The 17,193-nt window shown below is 72.0% G+C and carries 17 protein-coding genes, 1 tRNA gene and 1 pseudogene; 10 read left to right on the forward strand and 9 right to left on the reverse strand.

All coding sequences use genetic code 11. The annotated features are described in order from the left end of the window. A partial coding sequence (locus tag GEV28_RS03705) for a TetR/AcrR family transcriptional regulator (protein ID WP_291408584.1) occupies nucleotides 1–327 on the reverse strand: 327 nt, incomplete at its 3' end. Nucleotides 328–557: 230 nt separating this feature from the next. On the opposite strand from GEV28_RS03705, the gene GEV28_RS03710 reads away from it, so the two are divergent. Both GEV28_RS03710 and GEV28_RS03715 read left to right on the forward strand, forming a co-directional pair. Further along, nucleotides 558–1,340, forward strand: a complete 783-nt coding sequence (locus GEV28_RS03710; protein ID WP_291408586.1) for a polysaccharide deacetylase family protein — start codon at nucleotides 558–560, stop codon at nucleotides 1,338–1,340. Nucleotides 1,341–1,623: 283 nt separating this feature from the next. Beyond that, complete coding sequence (locus tag GEV28_RS03715) at nucleotides 1,624–1,881, forward strand: hypothetical protein (RefSeq protein WP_291408588.1); 258 nt, start codon at nucleotides 1,624–1,626, stop codon at nucleotides 1,879–1,881. 2 nt (nucleotides 1,882–1,883) lie between these two features. Here the strand turns inward: GEV28_RS03715 and GEV28_RS03720 are convergent, their stop codons facing one another. Then, nucleotides 1,884–2,624: a maleylpyruvate isomerase family mycothiol-dependent enzyme gene (locus tag GEV28_RS03720; protein WP_291408589.1), complete on the reverse strand. Its 741-nt coding sequence runs from the start codon at nucleotides 2,622–2,624 to the stop codon at nucleotides 1,884–1,886. 228 nt (nucleotides 2,625–2,852) lie between these two features. Between GEV28_RS03720 and gndA the strand changes: the two genes are divergently transcribed. Beyond that, nucleotides 2,853–4,289: an NADP-dependent phosphogluconate dehydrogenase gene (gndA, locus tag GEV28_RS03725; RefSeq protein ID WP_291408591.1), complete on the forward strand. Its 1,437-nt coding sequence runs from the start codon at nucleotides 2,853–2,855 to the stop codon at nucleotides 4,287–4,289. 11 nt (nucleotides 4,290–4,300) lie between these two features. Here gndA and speB read toward each other — a convergent pair whose 3' ends face one another. Then, nucleotides 4,301–5,341 carry an agmatinase gene (speB, locus tag GEV28_RS03730; protein ID WP_291408593.1) on the reverse strand — a complete coding sequence of 347 codons (1,041 nt, stop codon included), beginning with the start codon at nucleotides 5,339–5,341 and terminating at the stop codon, nucleotides 4,301–4,303. A gap of 19 nt (nucleotides 5,342–5,360) precedes the next feature. Then, nucleotides 5,361–6,317: a thioredoxin-disulfide reductase gene (gene trxB / locus GEV28_RS03735; RefSeq protein WP_291408595.1), complete on the reverse strand. Its 957-nt coding sequence runs from the start codon at nucleotides 6,315–6,317 to the stop codon at nucleotides 5,361–5,363. An 84-nt stretch (nucleotides 6,318–6,401) separates the two neighbouring features. On the opposite strand from trxB, the gene GEV28_RS03740 reads away from it, so the two are divergent. Next, complete coding sequence (locus tag GEV28_RS03740) at nucleotides 6,402–7,436, forward strand: MBL fold metallo-hydrolase (RefSeq protein ID WP_291408597.1); 1,035 nt, start codon at nucleotides 6,402–6,404, stop codon at nucleotides 7,434–7,436. Between the two features lie 429 nt (nucleotides 7,437–7,865). On the opposite strand, the pseudogene GEV28_RS03745 reads toward GEV28_RS03740, so the two are convergent. Both GEV28_RS03745 and selD read right to left on the reverse strand, forming a co-directional pair. Further along, nucleotides 7,866–7,976, reverse strand: a pseudogene (locus tag GEV28_RS03745) (IS481 family transposase); the annotation flags it as partial. A gap of 114 nt (nucleotides 7,977–8,090) precedes the next feature. Next, nucleotides 8,091–9,080, reverse strand: a complete 990-nt coding sequence (selD, locus tag GEV28_RS03750; RefSeq protein WP_291408599.1) for a selenide, water dikinase SelD — start codon at nucleotides 9,078–9,080, stop codon at nucleotides 8,091–8,093. Nucleotides 9,081–9,127: 47 nt separating this feature from the next. Here selD and GEV28_RS03755 point away from each other — a divergent pair. The 6 genes from GEV28_RS03755 (at nucleotide 9,128) to GEV28_RS03780 (ending at nucleotide 14,152) form a co-directional block, all read left to right on the forward strand. After that, nucleotides 9,128–9,223, forward strand: a tRNA-Sec gene (locus GEV28_RS03755). A gap of 22 nt (nucleotides 9,224–9,245) precedes the next feature. Then, the gene (gene selB / locus GEV28_RS03760) at nucleotides 9,246–11,030 is read left to right on the forward strand and encodes a selenocysteine-specific translation elongation factor (protein ID WP_291408601.1); all 1,785 of its coding nucleotides are present in this window, start codon (nucleotides 9,246–9,248) and stop codon (nucleotides 11,028–11,030) included. A 321-nt stretch (nucleotides 11,031–11,351) separates the two neighbouring features. Next, on the forward strand, nucleotides 11,352–12,548 hold the full coding sequence (locus GEV28_RS03765) for a MaoC family dehydratase N-terminal domain-containing protein (protein ID WP_291408603.1): 1,197 nt from the start codon (nucleotides 11,352–11,354) through the stop codon (nucleotides 12,546–12,548). 9 nt (nucleotides 12,549–12,557) lie between these two features. Beyond that, nucleotides 12,558–12,842, forward strand: a complete 285-nt coding sequence (locus tag GEV28_RS03770; RefSeq protein WP_291408605.1) for a hypothetical protein — start codon at nucleotides 12,558–12,560, stop codon at nucleotides 12,840–12,842. A gap of 33 nt (nucleotides 12,843–12,875) precedes the next feature. Further along, entirely contained in the window at nucleotides 12,876–13,103 is a 228-nt protein-coding gene (locus tag GEV28_RS03775) for a hypothetical protein (RefSeq protein ID WP_291408607.1), read from the forward strand. Next, nucleotides 13,103–14,152: a hypothetical protein gene (locus GEV28_RS03780; protein WP_291408608.1), complete on the forward strand. Its 1,050-nt coding sequence runs from the start codon at nucleotides 13,103–13,105 to the stop codon at nucleotides 14,150–14,152. Before GEV28_RS03775 ends, GEV28_RS03780 begins: the two co-directional genes overlap by 1 nt. A gap of 166 nt (nucleotides 14,153–14,318) precedes the next feature. On the opposite strand, the gene GEV28_RS03785 is transcribed toward GEV28_RS03780, so the two are convergent. From GEV28_RS03785 to GEV28_RS03795, 3 genes are read right to left on the reverse strand one after another with little or no spacing between them, the layout of a single operon-like run. Beyond that, nucleotides 14,319–15,323, reverse strand: coding sequence for an ABC transporter ATP-binding protein (locus GEV28_RS03785; protein ID WP_291408610.1), 1,005 nt, complete (start codon nucleotides 15,321–15,323; stop codon nucleotides 14,319–14,321). After that, nucleotides 15,313–16,356: an ABC transporter ATP-binding protein gene (locus tag GEV28_RS03790; RefSeq protein ID WP_291408612.1), complete on the reverse strand. Its 1,044-nt coding sequence runs from the start codon at nucleotides 16,354–16,356 to the stop codon at nucleotides 15,313–15,315. Before GEV28_RS03790 ends, GEV28_RS03785 begins: the two co-directional genes overlap by 11 nt. Next, complete coding sequence (locus GEV28_RS03795) at nucleotides 16,356–17,183, reverse strand: amidohydrolase (RefSeq protein WP_291408615.1); 828 nt, start codon at nucleotides 17,181–17,183, stop codon at nucleotides 16,356–16,358. Before GEV28_RS03795 ends, GEV28_RS03790 begins: the two co-directional genes overlap by 1 nt. Between the last annotated feature and the right edge of the window lie 10 nt (nucleotides 17,184–17,193).

Consider the following 17,193-nt stretch of genomic DNA (forward strand, 5'->3'; position numbering starts at 1 on the left):
GAACGCGCAGCCCTCGAAGTCGGGCTTGGCGAACCATTCGCCGAAGACGTCGAAAATGGCGAGCAGCTGTTCGGCGGGCGTGGTTCCGCGGCGCTGGCTCTCGGCCTGCAGCCACTCCTCGGTCCAGAGCCGTTCGCGGCGTCGGAGGAAGTCGAGAATGAGGTCGGTCTTGGACGGGAAATTGCGGTAGAGGGTCATCTTGGCGGTGCCGGCCTTGGCGATAATCGCGTCGACGCCGACCGCGGCCGTGCCCTCCCGGCTGAACAGCTCGTAGGCGGCGCGCCCGACCCGTTCGCGCCCGCTGTCCTTGTTGCCGCCACCGGCCATTCGTACGCCCGATTCGCTCGTTTCTTGTCGCGGCCCGATGGTACCCGCAGTAAACAATGGGCCGGCCAATACCGGCCGCGCGGTTTCGCCCGCATTCCAGCGGCTCGGTGGCCGCTCGGTCGAACGAAAGGCGGCGGCGTGTCGTCGCGCCGGTGGGGCTGATCCGGACCGGACGGAGCTACCGTGTGCGCGACTGGTGGGGATCGCTGAGGGTATGCCCGGAGGCCACCGTGCGTAGTCAGGTTCTTCAGCCGCCGTACGTGTACCGCTGGGGCGTGTTGATCACGGCCGTCGTGACCGTCGTCGTGGCGGTGTTCCTGGCGTTGCGGGCCAACCCGAGCGCCGCCGAGCAGGCCCCGAAGCCCCCGCCGACACCGGCGGCGACACGTGCGGCGACGGCCGCCGCCGCGGTGCCCGCGGACCTGGTCGGGCAGACCGCGACCACGGACCGGGTCGTCGCGCTCACCTTCGACGACGGGCCGCACCCGACGCACACCCGGCAGGTGCTGAACCTGCTCGCCGAGCACCACGCGGTCGCGACGTTCTGCATGGTCGGTGCCCAGGTCCGGCGGTACCCGGAGCTCGTTCGCCTGGTGGTCGACGCCGGCATGCGGTTGTGCAACCACACCGTCGACCACGACGAGAACCTCGCGCGCAACGCCGAGCCGGTCATCGAGCGCAAGGTCCTCGATGCGAGCGCCGACCTGCGCGCCGCGGCCGGCGACGACGTGCCGATCGGGTACTTCCGGGCACCCGGCGGAAACTGGTCGGATCCGCTGCGCCGGGTCGTCGCCGAGCACGGCATGAAACCCCTTTCCTGGTCGGTCGACCCGCACGACTGGAGCAGGCCGGGCGTCGCCCGGATCGTCGCGGTGGTCAAGCAGAACGTCCGCCCCGGCTCGGTGGTCCTCCTGCACGACGGCGGCGGCCGGCGCGACCAGACGGTGCAGGCGTTGCGCGAGCTGCTCCCGTGGTTCGTCGCCCAGGGCTACCGCTTCGCGTTCCCCGGCTGAGTGTTCCCCGACCGGTGCGTTCTCGGTCGTCGTCGTTTCGCGGCGGGCCCGCGCGGGTAGCCAGGTGCCTATGGACATCCCCATGGACCCGGGGGACGGGCGGCTGGGTGGCCGCTACCGGCTCGGTGCCCGGCTGGGCGTCAGCGGGCCGGCCACCGGCTAGTGTCGCGTGATCCTGTTCCTTTGCGTCCGCTGTGGATCAACGTGGTTCCTGGCAAGGCGGAGGAAAGTCGCTCGTACTGGGTGTACTTGGGTTTTTCTCCAACGCGGCGCGCTCGGCGCGTTGCTGCGCAACCAGGTCGCGGCGGTCGTCGTCGCGTTCGGGTGGTTCTTCTACGCCGAGTGGGCCCTGGTGATGCTCGTGCCGGCGGTGGGCCGCTGGACCCCGACCGGCGCGGCGAAGGCGGTCAGCGGCTGGACGCCGATCGACATCGCGGGCCCGCTGCCGCCGATGTGGGCGGGCGGCCTGGTGTTCCTCGGCTACACCGTGGTCGCCGCCGCGGTCGCCGGCCGGGTCAGCATCCGCCGCGACGTCACCTGAGCTCAGCCGGGGACGGTCGGGACCGCGTCGCGGGAGCGCCGGTCCTTGGGCGGCGGGCGCAGCAGCACGGTGAGCGGGCCCGCCAGGCGGCGGAGCGGGCCGGGTTTCGGGGCCGGTGCCGTCGTGCGGTCGCGCAGCAGGGGGACGCCGTCGCCGGTGAGGTCGGCCAGGGCGACCGACCGGCCGCCGACCGCGAGCAGCAGGGACGTCGCCGGGCCGTGGACCGGGGCGCCGCTGCCGCGGGACCAGCCGGCGTCGGTGGCCCGCAGTTCGAGGCCCGCCAGCCGGGAGCCCATGGCGAAGCCGGGGGACGGCTTGGTAGTCAGGTGGTCGAACGCCACCCACAGGCGGTCCTCGGGCACGTCCCGCGGGATCGCCAACGGGGTCCGGATGTCCAGGTCGTGCAGCACGATGTCGGCGAGGACCGGGTCGTAGCCGGACCGGGGGATCGTGACCCGCGACCCGGCCCGGCGGCGCAGGCGGTCGACGATCTCGTGCGTGGGTCGCCGGGCCTCGCGCCGGGTGAGGTACCCGTTGAGCCGGTCGAAGTCGGCGGCGGTCGCGACGATGCCCGCGTACAGCTTCAGCTGGCCGAACCGCAAGTACGTGACCAGGTGCGCGGCCACGTCGTGCACGGTCCACCCGGCGCACAGGCTCGGGGTCCGGAGCTGGTCGGCGGACAAGGTCGAGACCAGGTCCGCCATCCGCCGCCGCTCGTCCACGATCATGTCGAAGACCCGCATGGGACAACGGTATGGCGGGCCCGTGGCCCGGACATCTCCTCAGTTGCCGGATGTGTCCCCGCCGGGAGTCTATTGCTCGAGTCGGTGCGTCCAGGGAGCCGGGCCGGCGAACCAGGTGACGAACTCCCGGCGGGGGACAAGCCGTCCGCAACGTGTCGAATCCCGTGCTGACAGCGGGCCGATCCTCGGGCAAGGTGGCGGCCAGGAAACCAACCAGGAGGACCCCAGATGCCAACTCCGGCACAGATCGGCGTGACAGGGCTCGCGGTCATGGGCCGCAACCTCGCCCGCAACCTCGCGCGGAACGGGTTCTCGGTCGCGCTGCACAACCGCAGCGTGGCCAGGACCAAGTCGCTCGTCGAGGAGCACGGTGCCGAGGGCACGTTCGTCGCCACCGAGACCCTCGAGGAGTTCGTCGCCGCCCTGGAGCGGCCCCGACGCGTGGTGATCATGGTGAAGGCCGGCGGGCCGACCGACGCGGTCATCGACGAGCTGGTGCCGCTGCTGGAGCGGGGCGACATCGTCATCGACTGCGGCAACGCCCATTTCGCCGACACCCGCCGCCGCGAGGCCGACCTGCGTGACCGCGGCCTGCACTTCGTCGGCGCCGGCGTGTCCGGTGGCGAGGAGGGCGCGCTGCTCGGGCCGAGCATCATGCCCGGCGGCTCGGTCGAGTCCTACAAGACGCTCGGCCCGATGTTCGAGAAGATCGCCGCGCAGGTCGACGGCACGCCGTGCTGCGTGCACATCGGCCCGGACGGTGCCGGCCACTTCGTCAAGATGGTGCACAACGGCATCGAGTACGCCGACATGCAGCTCATCGCGGAGGCCTACCACCTGCTGCGGGACGGCCTGGGTGCCACGCCCGCCGAGCTCGCGGCGATCTTCGCCGAGTGGAACTCCGGCGACCTCGAGTCGTTCCTCATCGAGATCACCGCCGAGGTGCTCGGCCACGTCGACGCCGCCACCGGGGACGCGTTCGTGGACATCGTGCTCGACCAGGCCGAGCAGAAGGGCACCGGCCGCTGGACCGTGCAGACCGCGCTCGACCTGGGCGTGCCGGTCACCGGCATCGCCGAGGCCACGTTCGCCCGCGCGCTGTCCGCGCACCCCGAGCAGCGCGCCGCCGCCCGCGCCGCGCTGCCCGGACCGGGTTCGGCCAAGCCCCCGGTCGACCGGGACACCTTCGTCGACGACGTCCGCAAGGCGCTGTACGCGTCCAAGGTCGTCGCCTACGCGCAGGGCTACGACCAGATGGCCGCGGCGAGCGCGGAGTACGGCTGGAACGTCGACCTCGGCTCCACGGCAACGATCTGGCGTGGCGGCTGCATCATCCGGGCCCGGTTCCTCGACCGGATCCGCGAGGCCTACGCCGAGTCACCGGACCTGCAGTCGCTGCTGGTGGCGCCGTACTTCCGGGAGGCGGTGGCGCAGGGGCAGGACTCCTGGCGCCGGGTGGTCGCGCACGCGGCCGAGGCCGGCATCCCCACGCCGGGCTTCTCCTCCTCGCTCGCGTACTACGACGCGCTGCGGGCCGAGCGGCTGCCGGCCGCGCTCATCCAGGGGCTGCGCGACTACTTCGGCGCGCACACCTACCGCCGGACCGACCGCGACGGCACCTTCCACACCCTCTGGGGCGGCGACCGCACCGAGGTCGACGGCTGAGCCGGTCCGCCTCATTCGGCAGCGGGCGGGCGGTGGTCCGGGCGGTCGGCGAGCAGGGGCCGGGCCGGGTCCCAGGTCGTGCCGTCGGTCTCGTCGCGGCGTTTGCGCGCCATGGCGGACAGCACCTCCAGCACCACGCGGTTCGCGAGGTAGGAGGTGATCTCCGCGTGGTCGTGCGGGGGCGAGACCTCCACCAGGTCCACGCCGACCACCGGCAGCTCGTAGGCGATCCGGCGGACCGAGTCCAGGAGCTCGCGCGCGGTCAGGCCGCCCGGCTCGGGGGTGCCGGTGCCCGGCGCGTGCCCCGGGTCGCAGACGTCGATGTCCACCGACAGGAACACGCCGTCGCAGTCGTCGAGGGCGATGGCGAACGCCTCGGTCAGGCACTCGCTCAGCCCACGCGCGACGATCTCCGTCATCTCGTAGGAGCGCATCCGCTGCTCGGCCATCCAGTCCAGCGTCTCCGGCCCCGGCCAGTAGCCGCGCAGCCCGATCTGCAGGAACCGGTCCCCGCGCACCGCGCCCGACTCGATGAGCCTGCGCATCGGCTGGCCGTGCCCCACCAGCGAGCCGAACGAGATGTCCCCGGTGTCCGCGTGCGCGTCGAAGTGGATCATCGACACCCTGCCCCGCCCGAGGTGCTGCGCCACGCCCGCCGCGTCCGGCCAGGCGATCGTGTGGTCGCCGCCCAGCACCAGCGGGACCGCGCCGTTCGACGTCACCGTGTGCACCGCGTGCTGCAGGTCGCGCACCGACCGGGCCGCGTCGCCGGAGAACATCTCCACGTCGCCGGCGTCGAACACGGTCAGGTCGCGCAGTCCGTCGACGCGCAGCGCCAGCGACGGGCGCGACCCGTCGTGCGGCAGGTAGCACGACTGCCGGATGTACTGCGGCCCGAACCGGGTGCCCGGCCGGTGCGACGTGCCGCCGTCGAACGGCGCTCCGAGGATCACCACGTCCGCGCCCGGGTAGGTCGACGCGTCGGCCCAGTCGCACCGGGGCACGCCGAGGAAGGTCAGGTCCGGACCGTACTGCGCGCCGTACCGTGTCATGCGCAGATGATCCCGAGGATTACCCCGGGAGACCAGCGCTTATCGCCGCGTGGTCCAGCGCGGCCAGGTAGCGCTCGGCGTCCAGCGCCGCCGCGCAGCCGGTGCCCGCCGCGGTGATCGCCTGCCGGTAGGTGTGGTCGACGACGTCTCCGCACGCGAACACGCCCGGCACGTTCGTGGTCGTCGACGGCGCACGCACCACGAGGTGGCCCTGCTCGTCCCGGTCCAGCTGACCGGCGAACAGGTCCGACCGCGGATCGTGCCCGACCGCGACGAACAGACCCGCGAGCGGCAGGTCCTCCGCGGCACCGGTCCGCACGTCCCGCACCTGGATCCCGCTGACCGTGCCGTCGCCCAGCACGTCGACGACCTCGCTGTGCCAGCGGAACCGGATCCGGTCGTCCGTGAGCGCCCGCTCCTGCATGATCTTCGACGCGCGCAGCTCGCCGCGCCGGTGCACGACGGTGACCGAGGTGGCGAACCGGGTGAGGAACGTGGCCTCCTCCATCGCCGAGTCGCCACCACCCACGACCGCGATGTCCTGGCCACGGAAGAAGAACCCGTCACACGTGGCGCACGCGGACACCCCGTGACCCGTCAGCCGCCGCTCGTTGGGCAGGCCGAGCTCGCGGTAGCCGGAGCCGGTGGCCACGACCACCGCCCTGGCCCGGTAGCGGGTGCTCGCCGTCGAGACGATCTTGACCGGGCCGGAGAGGTCGACGTCGACCGCGTCCTCGGTCACCAGCCGCGCGCCGAAACGCGCCGCCTGCCGGCGCAGCCGGTCCATCAGCTCCGGACCCTCGATCCCGTCGGGGAAGCCGGGGAAGTTCTCCACCGCGGTGGTGGTCATGAGCGCGCCGCCGAACACCGCGCCCTCGAGCACGAGCGGGGCGAGGTTCGCCCTGGCGGCGTAGGTCGCGGCGGTATAGCCGGCCGGGCCGGAACCGATCACGATCAGGTCGAGCACAGTCTCCACGGCACCGTCCACCCTTGCCTCCGATCCGACCCTGCGCAATTATAGTATACGATATATATGTCTGCCATTTCTGGAGGAGCGACGATGGACTCTGCTGCCGTGCCCGAGCCGGCCGAGGTCGCCGGCGGCGTCTGGAGCGTCGCGCTGCCCTTCCCCAACCCGCTCGGTTTCGCCTTCTCCTACGTGGTTCCGGCGCCGGACGGCGTGCTGGTCGTGGACGCCGGCTGGGACTCCGACGAGTGCTGGGACGCGTTCCGGGCGGGGCTCGCGGCGGCGGGCGCCGGGCTCGACGACGTGGTCGGCGTGGTCGTCACCCACGTGCACCCCGACCATTACGGGCTGGCGGAACGGATCCGCGCGTCGTCGCCGGCCTGGATCGCGGTGCATCCCGCGGAGCGGCCGCGGATCGCCGAGGGCGAGCACGACCGGGTCCGCGCGATCGAGGACATGGCCGAGTGGCTGCACCAGGCCGGCGCGCCGGCCTCGGAGTTCGCCGAGCTGGATGCCGACGCGGCGGACATGCGGTCGCGGATCTCGATGGTGGTCCCCGAACGCGATCTCGTGGACGGCCAGACCGTGCCGGGCACCGGCGGTGCGCTGGTCGCCGTGCACACACCGGGCCACACGCCGGGCCACCTGTGCTTCCACGACCGGCAGCGGCGCCTGCTGTTCACCGGTGACCACATCCTGCCGCGGGTCACGCCGAACATCTCCAAGCGCCCGCAGTCCGATGTGGACCCGCTGCGGGACTTCCTCGGTTCGGTGCGGAAGGTTCGCGGCTTCGGCGACGTGCAGGTGCTGCCCGGTCACGAGTGGGTCTTCGGCGACCTCGGCGCCCGGCTGGACGTGCTGCTGGTCCACCACGAGGAGCGGCTGACCGAGATCGAGGCCGCGGTCGGCGCCGGTGCCGGCACGGTCTGGGCGGTCACCCGCGCGGTGAGCTGGTCGCGGCCGTTCGACAAGCTGCGCGGCCGGGCCCGGCGCTCGGCCATCGGCGAGACGTTCGCCCACCTGTACCGGCTGGCCGTGGCGGGCCGGATCCAGTGGGTGCCCGGCCGGCCGGACCGTTGGCTGCCGGCCCCGAGCCGCACGACAGGCGAGCAGCCCGACGTCGCCTAGTGTCGCGTGACCCTGAAACCTTGACGCCGCTGCGGCCAACAGCGGCCCCTGTCTGTGTTACGGCGTTGGAGGAAAGCCCAAGTACAACCCGGTACGAGCGACTTTCCTCCGCCTTGCCAGGAACCACGTGGATCCACAGCGGACGCAAGGAACAGGATCACGCGACACTAGTGTCCCGCGCCGGGAGTCTGTTGCTTATCTCGGCGGATCCTGGTTTCTGCTGGCAAGGCGCCGGTTCGTCCTCGTACCGGGTTGTACTCGGGCGGACCGGCAACGCCGCCAGCGGGAAGCTGGGCCGGCGAGATAAGTGATGAACTTCCGGCGCGGGACACTAGCTGGCGGTAGGTCGGGGACGTGGATCGCGGTCGCGGTGGGCCCGCCGGTTGGCGATGTCTTCCTTCTTGCCGTGGATCCGCCGGCCGTCGCTGTTGGGATGTTGCCGAGCTTCTTGATGTCGACGTGCACCCGCTCGCCAGGGTGTTCGGCTTCGTAGCGGCGGATCGGTTCGGCGGTGGCCCGGTCAACGTGCCAGAGCCGGTGGTCGGGAGGACCGGTCGTGCGTGCCGGCCGGGCCGAACATCGACACGGCCTCCACCAACCTGCCCGGGCAGTACCCGTGGCCGGCCGGGTACGGCGATGCCCCGAGCGCGTCGTTCAGCGCACCTGGACGGTGATCCCGTCGACGGCGGGCACGAGCTCGCCCACCACCGGGGCGCCCGGGATCTCGCCGGCGACCAGCAGGCCGCCCGAGGTCTGGGCGTCGGCGAGCAGCAGCAGGGTCAGCTCGTCGGTGTCGCCCTCGTCGAGGTGCGGGCGCACCCAGTCGAGGTTGCGCTTGGTGCCGCCCGGCACGAAACCCTCCCGCGCCGAGGACACCGCGCCGTCCAGGTAGGGCACCGCCTTCGCCGAGACCACCGCGGTCACCCCGCTCGCCCTGGCCATCTTGTGCAGGTGGCCGAGCAGGCCGAAGCCTGTGACGTCGGTCGCCGCGCGGAGTCCGGCGGCGACGGCGGCCGCGGCGGCGTCCCGATTGAGCGCCGCCATCGACTCGACCGCGTGCGCGAAGACCTCGCCGGTCTGCTTGTGCCGATTGTTGAGCACGCCGACGCCGAGCGGCTTCGTGAGGCTGATCGGCAGCCCCGCGGTCGCGGAGTCGTTGCGCAGCAGGCGATCCGGGTGCGCGGTACCGGTGACCGCGAGGCCGTACTTCGGCTCCGGGTCATCGATGGAGTGACCGCCGGCCAGGTGGCAGCCGGCCTCCCCGGTGACCGCCAGGCCGCCGCGGAGCACCTCGCTCGCGAGCTCGATCGGCAGCACGTCCCGTGGCCAGCCCAGCAGGTTCACCGCCAGCAGCGGCGTGCCGCCCATCGCGTAGATGTCCGACAGCGCGTTGGCCGCGGCGATCCGGCCCCAGTCGTAGGCGTCGTCGACGACCGGGGTGAAGAAGTCCGTTGTGGACAGAATGGCGGTGTCCTCGTTGAGCCGCACCGCCGCCGCGTCGTCCCCGTCGTCCAACCCGACCAGCAGCTCGACGTCCGCCGGCCCGGTGCCGAGCAGGCCGCGCACCATGTCCTCCAGCTCGCCGGGCGGGATCTTGCACGCGCACCCGCCGCCGTGGGCGTACTGGGTCAGCCGAACCGTCATGTGTCGCACGATACCCGCGCGTGAGCCCAACGCTATACTCTCTATTCGGAGGCGTACGTGTTCCTGGTGGGCGCCGCGGTCTTCAAAACCGACGTGGCCCGGTATCCGGGCCAGGCAGGTTCGATTCCTGTCCGCCTCCGCCATCTTTCCCCGAGGGGCCACACCATGCACGTTCTCGCCACCGCCGGCCACGTCGACCACGGCAAGTCGACGCTGGTCCGCGCGCTGACCGGGATCGAGCCCGACCGGCTGGCCGAGGAGCGCCGCCGCGGCATGACCCTCGACCTGGGTTTCGCGTGGACCACGCTGCCCGGCGGCGAGACCGTCGCGTTCGTCGACGTGCCCGGCCACGAGCGGTTCATCTCCACCATGCTCGCCGGTGTCGGCCCGGTGCCCGGCGTGGTCGTCGTGGTCGCCGCGGACGAGGGCTGGCGGGCCCAGACCAGCGAGCACGTCGAGGTGCTCGACTCGCTCGGCGTGCGGCACGGCCTGCTCGTCGTCACCCGGGCCGACCTCGCCGACCCCGCGCCGGCGCTGGCCTACGCGCGAGAGCGGCTGAGGCGGACGTCGCTCGGTGACGTCGAGGCACTCGCGGTCAGCGCGGTCACCGGCGCCGGCCTCGACGAGCTGCGCGCGGCGCTGTCCCGGCTGGTCGCCCGGCTGCCCGCGCCGGTCACCGACGGCCGGGTCCGGCTGTTCGTCGACCGCGCGTTCACCGTGCGGGGGAGCGGCACGGTCGTCACCGGCACGTTGGGTGCGGGCACGATCCACCAGAACGACCGGCTGCTGCTCGCCCCGGCCGGCACCGAGGTCCGGGTGCGCGGGCTGGAGTCGATGGGGGACAAGCACGACGACGTCGCGGCGGTCGCCCGGGTCGCGGTGAACCTGCGCGGGCTGCCGGTCGAGGACGTCCGCCGCGGGCACGTGCTGATCACGCCGGACCGCTGGGTGCTCACCGACATCGCCGACGTGCGGTTGACCTCGCTCGACCCGACCGACCTGCCCGGCGACCTGATGCTGCACATCGGCTCGGCCGCGGTGCCGTGCCGGGCGCGACCGTTCGGTGAGGACACCGCGCGGCTGCGGCTGGCCGCCCGGCTGCCGTTGGAGCCCGGGGACCGGGCGGTGCTGCGCGAGCCGTCGAGCCGGCTCACCACAGGGGTCGTCGTGCTCGACGTCGACCCGCCGGAGCTGCGCAGGCGCGGGGCCGCGCTGAACCGGGCGATCGAGCTGGAGGACGCCACCGGCCAACCGGACGTGCTGGTCGAGGTGGCCCGGCGGGGCAGCGTCACCCGCGAGTGGCTCGTCGCGCTGGGCGTGCTGGGCGGCGCCGACCCGGCGCCCGCCGAGCTGGTCGAGGTCGGCGAGCACCTCGTCGACCAGGACACCTGGCAGCGTTGGGGCAAGGAGCTCGCCGCCGCGGTCGACGCCCACCGCCAGTCGGCGCCGCTGGAACCGGGACTGCCGGCCAAGGCGGCCGCGCAGGCCATCGGCGCGCCGGACCTGCGGCTGGTCGAGGCCCTGGTCCGCGACTCGGGCGGCGCGCTGGTCGCCCGCGGCGGCCGGATCGCCCGGCCCGGTGCCGCCCCTGGTTTCAGCAACGCGGCCCGCCGCGCCCTCGACGACGTGTGCGCGCGGCTGGCGGCCGACCCGTTCGCGGCGCCGAGCGTGCCGGAGCTCGCCGAGGCCGGCCTGACCCGCGAGATCCTGGCCGCGGCCGCCGCGGCGGGCATGGTCCTGCGGCTGCCCGGCGAGGTGATCCTGCACCCGTCCGCGCCGCGGGCCGCCGTCGCCGCGCTCGCCGGCCTCGAGCAGCCGTTCACCCTGTCCGACGCCCGGCAGGCGCTGGGCACGACGCGGCGGGTGGCGGTGCCGCTGTTCGAGCACCTGGACGCCCTCGGCCTGACCACCCGCGTCGAAGCCACCCTCCGCCGAGTCACCGCCACCTGAGAACCCCGCGAGTCCAACCCCCAGGACCCGCGAGTCCAACCCCCAGGACCCGCGAGTCCAACGTTCCGGACCCGCGAGTCCAACGCTCGGATCGGGGCTCGGCGACGGGCTCGGCGTGCCGGCCACCCGGCCGCGGCCCGGGCCGATCGCGAACAGGGGGACTCGCGGGTCGGGAGCGGGGGACTCGCGGGGTCTGGGGCATTCGTCACAAGGCGACCACTGTTCGCAAGCCTTGGAAAGCTATAATATAGCGTCTACCATAGCCGCTACCGCCCTCGCGGCGAGGTCAGGACACACGGGCGCACGCGAACGGGAGGTCAGATGAGCGACGACGACACGAATCCGGAGTACGGCAAGATCACCGACGAGGCCGTGGGCAAGCTCAAGGCCAGGCTGGGCAAGCGTTATCCGATCCAACAGCCGTACCTGCGGTACGTGAACCAGGACAGCATCGCGCACGTGGCGCGGAGCATCGGTGACGACAACCCGCTGTACGTGGATCCCAAGTACGCCACCACGACCCGCTACGGCAGGCTCGTCGCGCCGCCGGCGATCTACTACGCCGCCGCCTGGGGTAGCTGGGACCTGCGCCGCGGCCAGGGCCTGCCGGGCGTGCACGGCCTGCACTCCGGCGACCAGTGGCGGTACTTCCAGCCGCTGTTCGAGGGCGACGAGCTGCACGCCACCAAGGAGCTCGTCCGCGCCGACCCGATGGAGGGACGGCTCGCCGGCAAGAAGATGTACATCCAGGCCGACGAGATCCGCTTCTACAACCAGAAGGACGAGCTCGTCGCGGTCCAGGTCATGCCGGTGATCCGGGCCGAGCGCGAGGAGTCGAAGAAGCGCGGCAAGTACACCAAGATCCAGAAGTCGACGTACACGGACGAGGAGATCGCCCAGATCGACGCCGAGCTCGAGCGTGAGGTGGCGCGCGGTGGCACGCCGCGCTACTGGGAGAGCGTCGAGGTCGGCGAGGCCACCGAACCGGTGGTGAAGGGCCCGCTCACGCTGCCGGACATGGTGACGTGGCTGCAGGGCATCGGCTCGCCGCACGTGCGCAGCGGCAAGTACTGGATGGAGTACCGCAAGTCCTCGCCGAAGGTGGCGGTGAAGGACCCGGTCACCGGCATCCCGCAGGCGGTGGAGCGGGTGCACTGGGACGACTTCATGGCAGCCGAGATCGGCATGCCGGCGGCCTACGACTACGGCTCCCAACGCGGCGGCTACGCGACGTACTTCGCCACCAACTGGGTGGGCGACGACGGCTGGGTGGCCGAGCTCGACTTCCAGTACCGCGGCATGTTCTTCAACGGCGACGTCTTCCGCATCAACGGAAAGGTCGTGGACAAGTGGCGCGGCGCGAAGACCGGAACCGGCTACGTCAAGGTCGAGTTCCACACCGTCAACAACCGCGGTGACGACATCATGCCGGGGACGGGGATCATGGCGCTCCCGTCCGAGAAGACCGGTCCCGTCGAGTTCCCGGTGGACGTCCGGGACGACGGCCGCGCCGAGTAGGAGAGGACCATGACGCTGCACGTGTTCCGGCCGGTGCCGTTCGACGACCAGCAGCAGCTCCAGTTCGCCCGCCGGCTGGACACGTTGCGCGGCAAGCGGGTCGGCTTCATCGGCAACCTCAAGCCGAACTGCGACGTTCTGCTGCACACCACCGAGGACCTGCTCGGTGCGCGGCAGGGGATCGCGGGCACGGTCTACCGCGAGAAGGCGAGCTGCAGCAGCGGCGCGCCGGTCGCGATGCTCGACGAGATCGGCGACACCTGCGACGCGGCCGTCGTCGCCCTCGGCGATTGAGGCTCCTGCACGTCGTGGAGTGTCCATGACGCCGTGGAGCTGGAGAAGCGCAACCTGCCGACGGTCACGATCGTCGGTGAGACGTTTCGGATGATCGCCGAGTACGAGAGCGAGGGCCTCGGGCTCGCCGGGCTGCCGCTCGCGATCGTCGAGTACCCGATGGGTGGCGTGCCGACCGAGGAGGCCGTCGCGCGGGCACATCGCGCGTTCGACCAGGTCCTGGCCGGGCTCACCGGTCCCGTCGGCAACGGAGGTACCTGATGTCGTTCGCTGGCAAGGAGATCACCGGTGACCTGCTCGCCTACGACGACGTCGAGGCCATGGGCGAGGAGTTCTACGGCGAGAAGTGGACCGACGGCCTGCCGGTCGTAGCCCCGACCGCGGACCGCGTCGAGCGCATGCTCGGCGCGGCCGACGGCGGCGAGCTGCTGGGGACGATGCCGCCGCGGTGGCGGCGGACGTTCGTGCACCACGTGGCGGTCAACGCGGTGCTCGCGGGGTGCCGGCCGGAGTATTTTCCCGTTGTGCTGGCGGGGGTTCGGGCGATCCTCGATCCCAGGCTGAACCTCTACGGGGTGCAGGGGACGACCAACCCGGCCGGCGTGATGCTGGTCGTGAACGGCCCGGCGCGGCTGGCGCTGGACGTCAACAGTGGCCACAACCTCTTCGGCCAGGGCTGGCGCGCCAACGCCACCATCGGCCGCGCGATCCGGCTGTGCATGATCAATATCGGCGGCGGTCTGCCCGTGCTGGGCGACATGTCCACATTGGGCAACCCGAACAAGTACGGGTCGTGCATCGCGGAGAACGAGGAGGAAAGCCCGTGGGCTCCGTTCCATGTGGAGCGTGGCTTCGGTGCTGACGAGTCGGTGGTCACCGCGGCGGGCGTGACCGCGCCGCAGAACATCGCGATCCTGTCCCAAGACCCGGTCGCGATCCTCGACGGCATCGCCGGCGCGCTGATGAGCAGCGGGAGCAACCTGCTGCTGTTCACCGCGCAGCCCCTGGTGGTGATCGGCCCGGTGCACGCGAAGCACCTGGCTCGCAACGGCTACGACAAGCCGTCGATCCGCCGGTACCTGTGGGAGCACGGCACGATCGAGCTGACCGGTGTGGGCGGCACCGACGGCAAGGCCATGCGCGAGTGGAAGGCGCGGTGCGTCCACGTCGAGGGCTCCCGGGAGTTCCTCCGCCCGTCGGTGACGCCCGAGGACATCGGGATCGTCGTGGCGGGCGGGAAGAGCGGGCCGCACAGCGCGGTGCTGCAGCCGTTCAACATCACCCAGCTGGTGAGCATGGCGGTGTCCTGAGCGGGGAACTCGCGGGTCGAGAATGGGGGACTCGCGGGTCCTGGGGGTTGGACTCGCGGCTTGGCGCCAGCCTCGCACCGACCAACGCAAGCTCAGGGGACCGTGACGGCACCCAACCACCAACCGACAGCGATCCGCACCATCCGCTGGAACGCAACCAACACTTTTAATTCCGGGGAGGCGGACTAGCGAAGTGGCAGCGGGACGGGTGTCCGTGTGCCCCGCGGTCCTCCAGCTCCGGCACCTCCTCGGCGCAGATGTCGGCGGCCTTCCAGCACCTCGTCCGGAACGTGCATCCCGACGGCAGGTCGGTCGGGCTCGGCAGGTCGCCCTCGAGCAGGATCCGGTGCACGCTGTCGCGCTTCGACGGGTCCGGGATCGGCACCGCGGAGAGCAGCGCCTGGGTGTACGGGTGGGTCGGCCGCTCGTAGATGTCGTGCTCGTCGCCCAGCTCGACGATCTTCCCGAGGTACATCACCGCGACCCGGTCGGAGATGTGCCGCACCACGGACAGGTCGTGCGCGATGAACACATAGGACAGTCCGAAGTCGGCCTGGATGTCGGCCAGCAGGTTGATCACCTGCGCCTGCACGGAGACGTCCAGCGCGGACACCGGCTCGTCGCAGACGATCACCTCGGGGTCCAGTGCCAGGACCCGCGCGATGCCGATCCGCTGCCGCTGCCCGCCGGAGAACTGGTGCGGATACCGGTCCACGAACGAGGGATCCAGCCCGACCCGCTCCAGCAGCTCCCCGGCCCGTGCCCGGTGCTTGGCCCGCGGCACGATCCCGCGGTGGATCGCCCACGCCTCGGTCACGAGGTCGCCGACGGTCATCCTCGGGTTCAGCGACGCGTAGGGGTCCTGGAAGATGATCTGGATCTTGCGGCGCACCTCGCGCAGCTCGCGGCGGTTCATCGAGAACACGTCCCGCCCGCGGTAGAACACCCGGCCCTCGGTCGGCTCGTCCAGCCGCAGCAGCGTGCGGCCGAGCGTGGACTTCCCGCAGCCCGACTCCCCGACCAGCCCGAGCGTCTCGCCCTCGTGCAGCTCGAAGCTGACCCCGTTGACCGCCTTCACCTGGCCGGTGGTTCGCCGAACCCCGGTACCTTCCTTGATGGGGAACCACTTGACCACGTTCTCCACCCGCAGCACAGGCTCCTCAGCGTTCACCGCGCACCACCTCCGCGCCGAAGTGACAGGCCGCCCGGCGGCCGGGCGCCACCTCGACCGCGTCCGGCCGGTCCGTCGCACACATGTCCTCGGCCAGCGGGCAGCGCGGGTGGAACTCGCAGCCCGCCGGGATGGCGGACAGGTTCGGCGGCGACCCGTCGATCGCCTCCAGCCGGCCACCCTTCTGGTCCGCCCGCGGGATCGAGCGCATCAGCGCCCGGGTGTACGGGTGCGCGGGACCGTCGTACACCTCGGCGATCGACCCGTACTCGATGCCGCGGCCGGCGTACATGACGACCGCGTGGTCGGCGACCTCGGCCACCACGCCGAGGTCGTGGGTGATGAGCACCAGACCCATGCCGAGGTCGTGCCGAAGCTCCGCCAGCAGCGCCATGATCTGCGCCTGCACGGTGACGTCGAGCGCGGTGGTCGGCTCGTCGGCGATCAGCAGGTCCGGCTCCAGCGCGATGGCCATCGCGATCATCACCCGCTGCCGCATGCCGCCGGAGAACTGGTGCGGGTAGTCGCCGATCCGGTTGCGCGCGTTGGGGATCCGCACCCGGTCGAGCAGCTCGGCCGCTCTCGTCGAGGCGTCGGCATGGGAGAGCCCGCGGTGCACCCGGAACATCTCCGCGATCTGGAACCCGACCGTGAACACCGGGTTCAGCGCGGTCAGCGCGTCCTGGAAGATGATCGCGATCCGCTCCCCGCGGATGCGCCGCAGCTCCTTGCGGGACAGCGTCAGCAGATCCACGTCGTCGAACAGCACCTCGCCGCCGGTGACGTAGCCGGGTGGCGACTCGATGATGCCGAGCACCGCCCGCGCGGCCACCGACTTGCCCGACCCGGACTCGCCGAGGATCGCCAGCGTCTCCCCGCGGTTGACCGAATAGGACAGTCCGTTGACCGCGTTGGTCAGGCCGTAGGAGGTGCGGTACTCGACCCGCAGGTCGCGCACCTCCAGCAGCGGCCGGCCCGGGGCCGCGTCCGTGCGCCGCGGCACGGCCCGGGTCGAGGACACAGGCGAGCCCATCACTGCCAGCCGAGCCACTCGCGAACCCCGCGGCCCATGACCCACCCGAGATCGGTGGGGGAGAGGAACCCGAGCTCGTCGACGAACAGCCTGCGCACCTCGTCGTAGGTGCACGACAGCCGGGTGAGGTCGCTGCCCCAGAACACCCGCCGCGGCTCGAACGCGTCGACCACCCGGCGGATCCGGTCGTGCAGCGACGGGCAGGGATAGCCCTCCGTGACGTTGCTGGGCAGGCAGGTGGCCTTCACCGCGACGTTGTCGTACTTGGCGAGCTTCACCAGGTCGTCGAGCACCGGGTCCATGCCCGCGTCGCGCACGTCGGTCCGCAGCGCAAGGTGGTCCAGCGTCAGGCGCAGGTTCGGGTGGCGCGCGGCGATCCGGTCCACGGACTCGAGCCCGCCGGGCGCGAACACCATCACCGGCACGCCCGCGGCCTCGGCCTCCGGCCACATCCAGTCCGCGGTGCCGTCGGTGAGCCAGTCCGCTGCCGGGCCTCGGCTGAACGTCACCCGGATGCCGAGCATGCCCGCCTCGTCCCGCCAGGTCGCGAGCTTGCCGCGGCTCGCCTGGTCGGTGAGCGTGATCCGGCCCATCACCCGGAACTTGTCCGGGTGCGCCCGCGCGGCGGCGAGGCAGGTGTCGTTGCGGTCGCCCTCGAACGACGGCGGCACGAGCACCGTGGCGTCCACGCCGGCGGCCGCCATCTCGGCGAGCAGCTCATCGGCGGAGAACTGGTCGCCGTGGGCGAAGTCCCGGCCGCCGGGTGGCCACGGGCGGTCCGGCGTCTCGGGGTCCCAGATGTGCGCCTGGGCGTCAGTGATGATCACGTGTGCACGC

Source organism: Actinophytocola sp. (genome assembly GCF_009379765.1).
Classification (GTDB): Bacteria; Actinomycetota; Actinomycetes; order Mycobacteriales; family Pseudonocardiaceae; genus Actinophytocola.